Source organism: Geobacter anodireducens (assembly GCA_001628815.1).
Lineage (GTDB): Bacteria > Desulfobacterota > Desulfuromonadia > Geobacterales > Geobacteraceae > Geobacter > Geobacter anodireducens.
This window is the reverse complement of record CP014963.1, coordinates 121,535-133,553: the sequence shown is the minus strand read 5'-3', so window position 1 is coordinate 133,553 and position 12,019 is coordinate 121,535. Positions and strand designations below refer to the sequence as shown.

General features: G+C 63.7%; 8 protein-coding genes. 7 read left to right on the top strand and 1 reads right to left on the bottom strand.

The window, feature by feature from the left end:
* The first annotated feature begins 182 nt into the window (after window positions 1–182).
* From A2G06_00550 to A2G06_00535, 4 genes are all read left to right on the top strand, one after another.
* Complete coding sequence (locus tag A2G06_00550) at window positions 183–1,382, top strand: hypothetical protein (protein ID ANA39131.1); 1,200 nt, start codon at window positions 183–185, stop codon at window positions 1,380–1,382.
* 85 nt (window positions 1,383–1,467) lie between these two features.
* Complete coding sequence (locus A2G06_00545) at window positions 1,468–3,090, top strand: SpoVR family protein (GenBank protein ANA39130.1); 1,623 nt, start codon at window positions 1,468–1,470, stop codon at window positions 3,088–3,090.
* A gap of 24 nt (window positions 3,091–3,114) precedes the next feature.
* The gene (locus A2G06_00540; GenBank protein ID ANA41552.1) at window positions 3,115–5,406 is read left to right on the top strand and encodes an AAA family ATPase; all 2,292 of its coding nucleotides are present in this window, start codon (window positions 3,115–3,117) and stop codon (window positions 5,404–5,406) included.
* A 32-nt stretch (window positions 5,407–5,438) separates the two neighbouring features.
* On the top strand, window positions 5,439–5,807 hold the full coding sequence (locus A2G06_00535) for a hypothetical protein (protein ANA39129.1): 369 nt from the start codon (window positions 5,439–5,441) through the stop codon (window positions 5,805–5,807).
* A 5-nt stretch (window positions 5,808–5,812) separates the two neighbouring features.
* Here the strand turns inward: A2G06_00535 and A2G06_00530 are convergent, their stop codons facing one another.
* Window positions 5,813–7,630, bottom strand: coding sequence for a potassium transporter Kup (locus tag A2G06_00530; protein ID ANA39128.1), 1,818 nt, complete (start codon window positions 7,628–7,630; stop codon window positions 5,813–5,815).
* A 187-nt stretch (window positions 7,631–7,817) separates the two neighbouring features.
* Here A2G06_00530 and A2G06_00525 point away from each other — a divergent pair, with 187 nt between their 5' ends.
* From A2G06_00525 to A2G06_00515, 3 genes are all read left to right on the top strand, one after another.
* Window positions 7,818–10,190, top strand: coding sequence for a peptidase U32 (locus A2G06_00525; GenBank protein ID ANA39127.1), 2,373 nt, complete (start codon window positions 7,818–7,820; stop codon window positions 10,188–10,190).
* A gap of 128 nt (window positions 10,191–10,318) precedes the next feature.
* Window positions 10,319–11,224 carry a molecular chaperone Hsp33 gene (locus tag A2G06_00520; protein ANA39126.1) on the top strand — a complete coding sequence of 302 codons (906 nt, stop codon included), beginning with the start codon at window positions 10,319–10,321 and terminating at the stop codon, window positions 11,222–11,224.
* A 104-nt stretch (window positions 11,225–11,328) separates the two neighbouring features.
* Complete coding sequence (locus tag A2G06_00515; protein ANA39125.1) at window positions 11,329–12,012, top strand: cyclase; 684 nt, start codon at window positions 11,329–11,331, stop codon at window positions 12,010–12,012.
* Window positions 12,013–12,019: the final 7 nt, after the last annotated feature.

Sequence of the window (12,019 nt, the reverse complement as noted above, 5' to 3'; positions counted from 1 at the left end):
TTCCGGCAGGACACCATGAAACCCGACCTGCAAAGACACATGGAGAAACTCAGGGCTGCCGGCTTTCCCCCCGAGCGTGAGAAACTGCTCCTGCGGGAACTGAACGATGCCCGTACGCACGAACTCCCGGAGCCGACCCCGTCCGGCCCGCCCGTGCCGGCATCTACGATGCCCACGACCTGATGGAGCTCCAGGCCATGGCCCAACCCCAGGCGAGCCACACGACACGCATCCGCTCCCTGGACGAACTCCTGGAGCGGGACCGGCTGCGTGAGGAGGACGGTTTCCCGCGCAAGATCCGGATCGGCAAACTCATCAAGCCGGGTGCGGGGGGCAAGGAAAAGATCGTGGTGGTGCCCACCACGGTGGAGGAGAAGCTGATCCACGACCGGGCGCCCGAAGAGACCGAGGAAGACGAATCCATGGGGGGCACCGGCGACGGTGACGAGGGGGAAATCATCGGCGAGCAGCCGGTCCGGCCCCAGCAGGGAGGAGAAAGCGGCACCGCCGGCCACGGGGAGGGCGAGGGACATGAACTGGAGTCCACGGCCTACGATCTGGGGAGAATCCTGACCGAGCGGTTCGACCTGCCCAACCTGAAGGAGAAGGGCAAGAAAAGCTCGCTCTCCCACTACAGCTACGACCTGACCGACCGGAACCGGGGCTTCGGCCAGATCCTGGAGAAAAAACAGACCCTGCGGCGGATTCTCGAAACGAACATCGCCCTGGGCACCGTGACCGATATGGCCGAAATCGATCCCACCCGGCTCGTCATCTCCCCCCGGGACCGCGTCTACCGCATCCTCTCCCGTGAGCTGGAGTACGAATCCCAGGCCCTGGTCTTTTTCATCCGCGATTACTCGGGCTCCATGGAGGGAAAGGCCACCGAGGTGATCTGCTCCCAGCACGTGCTCATCTATAGCTGGCTCCTCTACCAGTTCGCCCGGCAGGTGGAGACCCGGTTCATCCTCCACGACAACGACGCCCGGGAGGTGCCGGACTTCTACACCTACTACAACCTGCGGGTGGCGGGAGGAACGCGGGTGGCCGCGGCGTACCGGATGGTGAGCGAGATCGTGGAAAAGGAAAGCCTGGCCCGGGACTACAACATCTACGTGTTCCACGGCACCGACGGCGACGACTGGGACACCAACGGCGAGGAGACCATCCCGGAGCTCCGGCGAATGCTCGCCTACGCCAACCGGGTCGGCGTCACCATTGCCGAGCACACCTACGGCTCGAGCGGCAACACCGAGGTGGAGCGGTACCTGAAGCGCTCGGGCCTGCTGGAGGAAAAGCCGGAACTCCTCCGCATGGACGTCATGGGCGAAGACGCCGAAGAGACCAGGGTCATCGAGGGGATCAGAAGACTGATTTCGTGACAGAAGGGACTTTTCAGGAAGCGTGATGCCCGGGCACGGTCAAGGCGTCCGGGGATAACCGACAAGGCGCGTTTCGGGCAGGGTTATGCAACTCATCGACCAGCACACGAAAAAGATCATGGAGGGGTGCAAGGAGCGGGCGCGCGAGGCGGGGCTGCGCTTTTCCGACGAAACCCTCGAATACATCGTCACCAACCGGGACATGCTGGAACTCCACCCCAAGGTGATGATCCCCACCCTGTACGATTACTGGGTCCATGACGTGGAGGTGCTGAAGGAGAAGGGGAAGTACGAGCTCTATCCCCACAACCCCTACGAGACGGTCATCAACACCCGGCCGCCCATCTCGTTCTACAACGACAACAACCCGGACTGGCTCAACGTGATGATCTTCTACCACGTGCTTGCCCATATCGATTTCTTCCAGAACAACCTCTACTACCGCCACACCTGGGACTATGACCTGACCGGCAAGGCCCTGGCCGACAAGAGGCTCATCGCCCGGCTACGGTCCGAGCACGGCCGCCGGCTCGACTATGTGATCGAGTTCGCCCGCTCCATCGACAATCTGGTGGGCTACTACGGCGAACTTTCCACCCTGTTCCGGGAAGAAACCCCGCCGCTGCCGCTCCGGCTCGACTACTACTTCGACGTGTTCCTCCAGAGGGTGAAAAAGGTCAAAACCGCCGGGTACGTGCAGGAAATCGAACGGTACAACCGCTGCATGCGCGACTTCGGCGATCTGGGCGAGGAAACCTTCTTCGCCGAGGTCATGGCCAGGCACCCCGAGTTCGAGGCTCTCTACCTGAAGAGCCGGTCGGAGGAAAGACGCGGGCGGCCCGACCTGATGCAGTTCATCATGGAGCACTCCCCCTTCCTCAACCGGGAGGAAAACCGCTGGATGAAGAGCGTCCTTGAGGTGATCCGCTCCACATCGGTCTACTTCCAGCCCCAGATGCGGACGAAGATCATGAACGAGGGGTGGGCCAGCTACTGGCATGAGAAGCTCTTTCTCACCGATGACCGGATCAGGGGGCGCGAGGTGGACTTTGCCCGGGTTCACTCGGGGGTCACCTGCCTGCACCGGGTGGGACTCAACCCCTACGCCATCGGCATGCGGCTCTTCCAGCACATCGAGGAGCAGGCCGACAAGGGGCGCATCTCCCTGGAGTTCCAGCAACTGGCCGACAGCCATGCCCGGCAGGAGTTCGACCGCGGCACCAGGGGCGGAACGGCCTTCATCTTCGCCATCCGCGAAAACCTGTGCGACTTCTCGTTCATCAACACCTTCGTGGACCAGGATTTCGTGAACCGGCACAAGCTCTTCGTAGTGGGGAGGCGGCTCAATAGGGAACGGATGACCTGGCAGTATTACGTGAAGAGCCGCACGGCCGAGGCCTACCGGGCCATGCTCACGGATTCCCTTTATCACCCCCCCGTCATAGTGGTGGACGAGGCAAAGGGAGAGGGGAAGTATCTCTACCTTGACCACCGGTTCGAGGGGAAGCCGCTGGTCAAGGACTTCATCGGGAACACCCTGATGGGAATCGAGTACCTCTGGGGCGGTCCGGTAAAGCTCGAAACGAGCGAAGTGGGGCTGCCGCCGCCCGACGAAGCCGTGAATCCCCCTGAGCGGCAGCAAAAGATCCACTGGCGACGCTACGTCTACACCATGGAGGACCGGAAGCTCTCGCGGACGCTCCTGTAAGGACCAGCCCCCATGACGAAATCCATGGACACCATATCCCGCGCACTCCAGCACATGGACCGGAGCGTCAACGCCTGGGACCACCGGGGTTCCGTCCCCTTCGAGGAATTCCTGCGGATTCTCGTGGCCAACCCGGCACTGGTGCTCCGCAACGTCTTCCAGGTCTTTCACGACATGGTCACGAGCCACATCGGCATCGGCATCGACGAAACCCCGGACGACCCCGAATCGATCCACTACGTCTCCTACGACTGCCGCAAGCTCTTCGTGGAGGGATCCGACACCCCGTTCTTCGCCGACCGGCTCTTCGCCAACCGCCTCGTGACCCTGGTGGAGACCTGGAAGCGGGGGGCCCAGCAGAACAAGATCTATGTCTTCGAGGGGCCGCCCGGCAGCGGCAAGAGCACCTTCCTCAACAACCTGCTCATGAAATTCGAAACCTACGCCAACACGGCGGAGGGTGCCCGCCACGAGGCGGTCTGGCGCCTGGACCGGCAGGCCCTGGGCGGATTCACGCACCACGAGACCGCGGTCTTTCTGGACAAGCTTTCAAAACTCCTGGAGGAGTACGAGTTCAACCAGGAAGAGCTCTTCGAGGCCGAAGGGGCCATGCCCGCCGGGGACGACTTCGTGGAGATCCCCTGTCCCTCCCACGACAACCCGGTCCTCGTCATTCCCAAGCAACTGCGGCGCCAGTTCTTCGACGACCTGTTCAAAAACGACGAGATGAAGTGGCGCCTCTTCACCGAAAAGGAGTTCGACTGGGTCTTCCGCGGCACCTGCTGCACCATCTGCAGCTCCATCTACCAGGCGCTGCTGGCCCGGCTCAAGAGTCCGGCGGCAGTGCTCCGGATGCTCCACGCCCGCCCCTATCACGTCAACCGCCGCATGGGTGAGGGGATCAGCGTCTTCAACCCCGGCGACAAGCCGGTGCGCCAGAACGTCTTCACCAACGAGATGCTCCAGAGCCGCATCAACGCCGTGCTGCGGGACAGCAACCAGGTGAAGTATCTCTTCTCCCAGTACGCCAAGACCAACAACGGCATCTATGCCCTCATGGACATCAAGGGGCACAATACCGACCGGCTCATCGAGCTCCACAACATCGTGAGCGAGGGGGTCCACAAGGTGGACGACCTGGAGGAGAACGTCGACTCCCTCTTCCTGGCCCTCATGAACCCGGAGGACAAAAGCAACATCGAGAGCTACCAGTCGTTCCTCGACCGGATCCAGTACATCAAGATACCCTACGTGCTCGACCTGAACACCGAGGTGGAGATCTACCGCAACATCTTCGGCAAGCAGATCGACCACAGCTTCCTGCCGCGGGTGCTCCACAACTTCGCCCGGATCATCATCTCGTCGCGCATGAACGAGCGCTCCTACGCCATGAACGACTGGATCCCGGAGCCCCACCGCTACGGCATGTACTGCGACTTCAACCTCCAGCTCCTCAGGATGGAGATCTACACGGGGCACATCCCCGCGTGGCTCACGGAGGAAGACCGCAAGAAGCTCACGGCCAAGCGCCGGCGCATGATCATCGCCGAAAGCGAGCAGGAGGGCGACCGGGGCCTGTCCGGCCGGGACGCCATCAAGATCTTCGGCGACTTCTACTCCACCTATGCCCGCAAGGACAAGCTCATCACCATGACCACCCTCACCTCCTACTTCACCAAGGTGCGGCCGGAACTGGGGAAGCAGCTTCCCTCCGGCTTCCCGGAATCTCTCATGCGCCTCTACAACTTCACCATCCTGCAGGAGGTGAAGGAATCGCTCTACTACTTCAACGAAGAACAGATTTCACGGGACGTGCAGAACTACCTCTTCGCCATCAACTTCGAGCCGGTGGTGGACGAGACCTGCACCTGGACCGGAGACAAGCTCCACATCACCGAAACCTATCTGGAAGCCATCGAAAACCGGCTTCTGGGAGCAGGCGTCGAGGAGGAAAAACGGCTCGCCTTCCGGGCGGGAGCCCAGAAGGAATACGCCTCCCGCACCCTGGCCCAGGAAATCCTGTTCGAAGGAAAAGCGATCTCAGAGACCGCCCTCTACCATGACCTTTTCGAGCGCTACGTCTTCAACCTCAAGGAAAAAGCCCTGGATCCGTTCCTGAAGAACGAGAACTTCCGCCGTGCCATCAAGGACTTCGGCCGGGAGGAGTTCAAGACCTATGACAAGCGGATCCGGGACGACGTCACCTTCCTCATCGGCAACCTGGGTACCAAGTACCGCTACACCCGGAACGGCGCCAAGGAAGTCTGCATCTACGTCATCGACAACGATCTGGCCAAGACCTACGGCCGCGCCTGACCCAACCCGCACCCTCAGGAGGAACATCCCCAATGACCCTGCGTATCCTGCCCCTCGCCCTGATCCTCGCCTGCCTGGCAGCCCCCGGCGTACTCGCGGCCGAGCCTGCCGCCGACAACCGGGGGGAACTCCAGAACCGCATCGAGCAGCTTGAAAAGCAGATTCGCGACCTGAAGGAATTGCGCGAGAAGCAACAGCAGAAGGACGCGCGGGTCCGCGAAATCCAGGAACCCTGCATTGCCGCCGTGGGCGCGCGGGAGGTCTGCTCCTGCCTGGCTGAAAACCTGCCGATGGGGGTCGACTTCATGGCCTATGTCCGCATGGTGTCAGCACCGAAAGAAGGAGCTGACGAGCGGGTGCTGGAGATGGTGAAGGCGGCGCGGGAGCGGTGCGTGAGATAGGGGGGCTACATCTCCACCCGCGTCACCACCCCCTGGAGCCGGCTGGCCGGCAGCTTGTGGAACTGGACGAAGTTGGGGGTGAGCTTCTTGAAGACCGAGAAGACCCGCCAGGCCGGATTGCGGGTGCTGATGTCCTCGACCCCATAGAAGATGACCTTCTCCTGGATGCCGTTGGCCTTGAGCAGCCCTTCGATATCCACCACTTCCATGTATCCCGCCTGGATCCGGAAGGCGTCGAGCCCCGGCCCGATCCCCCTGATCAGTTCCGTGTCCACGCCCAGGGGCTCGTCGCTGATCATCAGGGAAATGAACACGTTGCGCTCATAGATGATGTTGCTCCGGATGATGCAGTGGACCACATAGGGGGGGACCACGTCGGTCTCCCGGGTGAAGAAGAGCCCGGTCCCGCGGATGGGCCCCTTGGCGTAGATCTGCTCGTAGGAGAGGAGGAAGGTTTCCAGGTCAAGGGGCTTCAGGGCGTGGTAGAGAGAGCGCTGGCCCCGGGTCCAGATGATGATGGTCACAAAGGGGATCGACGCCAGAATGATGGACCAGTAGGCGCCGTGGGGCAGCTTGGAGAAGGTGGACACGTGGTAGGCGGCGGCGATGAGAGTCACCGCCAGGGCCACCAGGGCCCGCCACTTTTTTGTGGTGTGGGAGAAAACGATGATCATCATGATGCCGGTGATGGTCATGGAGCCCGTCACCGCCATGCCGTAGGCTGCGGCCAGGTTCTCGGACTTGCGGAAGACCAGCATGATGAAGATGACCGCCACCATGAGCGACCAGTTGACCGCGCCCAGATAGATCTGGGACTTGATCTGCCGTGAGGTGTAGTCGACCCGCATCAGGGGGAGGAGCCGCGTGGTGATCCCCTGGTAGACGATGGAGAAGACCCCGCTGATGATGGCCTGGGACGCGATGATGGTGGCCATGATGGCAAGGATGAGGAAGGGGATGTAGAGGGCTGGCGCCTGGCTCCGCACCATGCCGAAGAGGAGGTTTTTCGCCTCCGGATTGGCAATGGCGAACACCCCCTGGCCCAGGTAGTTGAGGTAGAGGGCCACGAACACGAAATGCCACGCCCGGACGATCGGCTTCTTTCCCAAGTGCCCCATGTCTGCGTAGAGGGCCTCGCCGCCGGTGGAGCAGAGTATCACCTCGGAGAGGACAAAGTAGCCGGCCAGGCCGTTCTCCCGGAAGAAGGAGAAGGCGTGCCAGGGGTTGATCGCCTCCACGATCTGCGGCATGGAAAGGGCGGAGACCGCGCCGGTGACGGCGAGGGTTCCGAACCAGAGGGCCATGATCGGCCCGAACGCGCTGGCCACCCGGTCGGTCCCCTTGTGCTGGACCGAGAAGAGGCCGATGGCGATGGCCGCGGCAATGGCAACCAGGACACCCGTGGAAAGCCCTTCCAGACCGGGGATGAGGAGCAAACCCTCCACGGCGGAGAGAATACTGATGGCCGGAGTGATGACCGCGTCACCCAGCAGCAGCGACACCCCCACAAAGGAGAGAAAGCCGGCAAAGGCCACCAGTCGGCCGGCCTTGACCAGCTTCATGATGATCTCCCGCAGGACGATTTCCCCCCCCTGCCCCTTGCGCCCCAGGCTCATGGCGAGCCAGGCGTACTCGGCGGTGACCAGGATCGTCATGGTCCAGAAGACCAGGGAGAGGATGCCGTAGACGTTTCCGACCGTAGGCTGGGTGAGGGTGAAGATGACGGTCAGGGTGTAGATGGGGCTCGTGCCGATGTCGCCGAAGACGAGCCCCAGGGCCTTGACGATGCCCCCCAAGGATGTATCGTGCTTGTGATGTTCCATATCATCCCGCGGCAAGAACTGCCGAGAAAACAAACTGATCGCATATCCCTTGTGGCCCGCGGCGGAGACTGCGCGCCACAACCGGCACCTTATATCACTTCGCTCCGGCCAACTCAACATAATTCCAGGCCCGGTGAGGGGAGCTTCGCCCTTGACCCGGCAACCTTCCATCGGGTAGTCTGAACCAATGCTCAACTCCCGCGAATCGATGAAAAAACCCGAACTTCTCGCCCCTGCCGGCTCCCTTGAGGCATTCTTCGCCGCCATGGAAAAGGGGGCCGACGCAGTCTATGGCGGCCTGCGCGATTTCTCCGCCCGGGCCAAGGCCAAGAACTTCAGCATCTCCCAGATGGAGCGGATGACCACCTATGCCCACAGCCTGGGCCGCAAGGTCTACGTCACCCTCAACACCCTTGTGAAAGAGGCGGAGTTGCCGCAACTCGTGGAGACCCTCGCCGCCCTGGAGGCCATGGGCACCGACGGGGTCATCCTCCAGGACCTGGGGGTGGCGCGGCTGATCCGCGACCACTTTCCCGGCATTCCCCGCCACGCCTCCACCCAGATGACGATCCACAACTTGGCCGGGGTCCAGGTGCTGGGCGAGATGGGCTTCGAGCGGGTCGTGCTCGCCCGTGAGCTCCACCTGGACGATATCCGCCGCATCTGCGGGTCGACGCCGGTGGAAATCGAATGCTTCATCCATGGGGCGCTCTGCTTCGCCATCTCGGGGCAGTGCTACTTCTCGTCCTTCCTCGGAGGGCACAGCGGCAACCGGGGGCGCTGCGCCCAGCCCTGCCGCCGCCACTATCGCTATCGGGCCAAGGATGGGTACTACTTCTCCACCAATGACCTCTCCACGGTGGATCTGATCCCGGACCTGGCCGCCGCCGGCGTGGCGTCGCTCAAGATCGAGGGACGGATGAAGTCGGCCGAGTACGTGGCGAGCGTGGTGGAGGCCTACCGAATGGTGCTGGACGCGCCGGTGCGGAAACGGGCCGAGGTGACCGGCCGCGCCAAGGAGCTTCTGAAGCTCTCCTTCGGCCGGGTGCCGACCAAGGGCTTCATGGGCTCCCGCTCCCCCTCCGACATCGCCATCCCCACCCTGCGCGGGGCCACGGGCCGGTTCCTGGGAGAGATCACCGGGGTAAAGGGCAACAGAATCACCTTTGAGACCAAGGATCCCCTCTTCGTGGGGGATCGGATCAGGGTGCAGCCGAAAAGCGACATGGCCGGCCGCGCCTTCACGGTGAAAGAACTTTTTGCCGGCCAGGGCAAAGTGAAATCGGTCCGGGGAAAAAGCATTGTTTCCGTGATCTCGCCCTTCCCGTTCAAGGTGGGGGATGCGGTCTTCAAGGTCTCGTCCGAAACCGCGTTCACCATGAGCGAAAATGCCTGCCTCAAGCGCCTGGCCTCGGTGAAGCCCTGCGCTATTCCCTGCGATGTGGCCCTCGCCCTGGACGGGGAGACCCTGCGGGTGACCGGCCAGGCCGCCGGGGGTCGGATTGAGGCCGCCTTCCCCGTGGGCGCCCTGGAACCTGCCCGAACCGAAGACATGACCGGCGTGCTCCGGGCCCAGTTCTCCCGCACCGGCGACACCCCCTTCGAGCTGAGGAACCTCGACGCGCCCGGCTTCCCCCGCGTCCTCATCCCGCCGGCCCGGCTCAAGGATATCCGCCGGGAATTCTACCGGCTCCTGGCCGAGGAGGCCGTGGCCGGTGCCCGGACCCGCCAGGCGGAGGCCCGGCGCCGGGCTCTGGCGGCCCTGGTTCCGGCGGCACAGCCGCGGCGGGAGTCGAGGACGGAGGTCATCGTGCGGATCGAGCACCTGCGGGATGCCTCTCTCCTGCGGCAGCCGGGGGTCGACGGCATCATCCTTCCGGTCTCCCGGGCCAACATCCACCAACTGCCCCTCGCGGCCCGCAAGCTGCGGGGGGACGCTGAGCGGATCACCTGGCACCTGCCGTTCATCATGTTCGACGACGACCTCCCCTTCTACCGGGAGGCGGTGGACGTCATCCTGGCCCACGGATTCCGGCGCTTCGAACTGTCCAACCTCTCCCACGCGGCCCTGCTTAAAGGGCGCGACGCCGAGCGTGCCACCGACTATCGCCTGTTCTCGCTGAACACTCAGGCTATCCTTGCCTGGCACGAACTGGGGGTCACAACCGCCACGCTCTACATCGAGGACGACGCCGAGAACATGGCGCGGCTCCTGGGGGCCGCCGTGCCGGTAAAGCGGCGGGTGCTGGTCTACGCCGGCGTGCCGGCCATGACCACCCGCGTCGCCATCCGCGGGGTGAAGAACGATGCCCCCCTCGTCTCGGACCGGGGCGACGAGTACGACGTGACGATCCGGGGAGACCTCACCACGATTACCCCAGCCACCCGCTTCTCCATCACCCACTTCCGGGGGCAGCTCCAGGAGGCGGGCTGCGGCACCTTCATCGTGGACCTGTCCCAGGCGCCCCGGGAGCGGTGGCGGCCAATCCTCGACACCTTTGCCCGGGGCGGCGAGCTGCCGGGGACCAGCCCCTTCAACTTCGTGATGGGCCTCGTGTGAGGCCAGGCACAAACACATTCACCACAAGGACACGGAGAAAATCACAGGGGGAACCAAAGAGATTTTCCTCCGGGTCCCCTGTGGTTAACTAACCATTTTTTGGAAAACGGGGCTGCAAGGATAGAACAATGGGAACCAGCACTGACTCGGCCATCACCGACTATCTCATCCGCATCGTCACCCGGGAAGGCAACATCCGGGCCCTGGCCTGCGTCACCACCCACCTGGTGGGCGACGCATGCCGCCGCCACGGCACCCTGCCCACGGCCTCGGCCGCCCTGGGGCGGGCCCTGACCGGCGGCGTGCTCATGGGAGCCCTCCTCAAGACCGGTCAACGGATCGCCCTCACCTTCGAGGGGAACGGCCCCCTGCACAAGATCATTGTCGAGGCGGACGCCAACGGCGCCGTGCGCGGGCTTGTCAGGAATCCGGCAGTGAACCTTTTGCGGGACGACGGCAAACTCGACGTGGCCGGAGCCCTGGGGAAGGCCGGATTTCTGACCGTCAGCCGGGATCTTGGCCTCAAGGAGCCCTACACCGGCACGGTCATGCTCCATACCAGCGAGATCGCCGAGGACCTGGCCTGGTACCTGGCTGAGTCGGAGCAGATTCCCTCGGCCGTAGGGCTCGGCGTGTACGTGGAGCAGGACGGATCGGTTGCCGCTGCCGGCGGCTTTCTGATCCAGGCGCTCCCCCCCGGCGATGACCAGCTCATCGACCGGCTCATGGAGCGTATCGGTTCCATGCCGCCGGTAACGGAAATGCTCCGGACCGGGGCAACCCCCGAAGGACTTCTGGAGTACCTCTTCGAGGACATCCCCTTCGACATTCTGGAAAAACGGACCGCAGCACTCGTCTGCTCATGCAGCCGCGAACGGATCGAACGGGTGCTCCTTTCCCTTGGGAGCGACGAACTCTCCTCCCTGATCCACGACCAGGGCAAGGCCTCTGTCGGGTGCGAATTCTGCGGCGAGCACTATAATTTCACACGGGAAGAGCTGGAACGGCTCAGGGACTCCCTCACCGCCGCCTGACCCTCTCGAAAATTCCTCCGCCGGCGGTATACTCTGTATCGTGGGTCCGCGCGGCGCAGGCCGGCCTCGCGGACTCACCACCCCCCACCGCAGCGGAGGTCCCCATGAAGATCATCGACATCACCGTCCCTCTCTCCCCGGATCTCCCCGTCTACCCGGGAGACCCGCCCTTCTCGCTCGAACCGGTGGCCCGCGTGGCCCGGGGCGACGGCGCCAACGTCTCGCGCATCACCCTTGGGACCCACGCCGGCACCCACATCGACGTTCCCCGGCATCTGCGCGATGACGGCGCCTCCGTGGACCAGGTGCCCCTTGACCTGCTGACGGGCAAGGCCCGGGTGCTCGAACTGCGCGACGTGACCGCCATCGGGCGCCGGGAACTGGCCCATCTGCCGGTAAAGGGAGAAGAGCGGATCATCCTCAAGACCGCCAACTCCCTCCTCTGGGGCCACGCCGGCTTCCGCGACAGCTACGCCTCGCTTACTCCCGACGGTGCCCGCTATCTGGCCGAGGCGGGCACGCGCCTGGTGGGGATCGATTACCTCTCCATCGGCCCCTTCGGCAGCGAGGCCGAGGTCCACCGGATCCTTCTGGACGCCGGCATCCTCATCCTGGAGGGGCTGAATCTCGCCGGCGTCGAGCCGGGGCACTACGAACTCCTCTGCCTTCCCCTCAAGATAGCCGGCGGAGACGGCGCACCGGCCCGCGCACTCCTTCGTTCCGTCGCGCGGGTACCGGCCGGGGAATCCTCCTTCGACCCCCACACCACCCGCTGGCCCCTTTCCTGAGGCATTG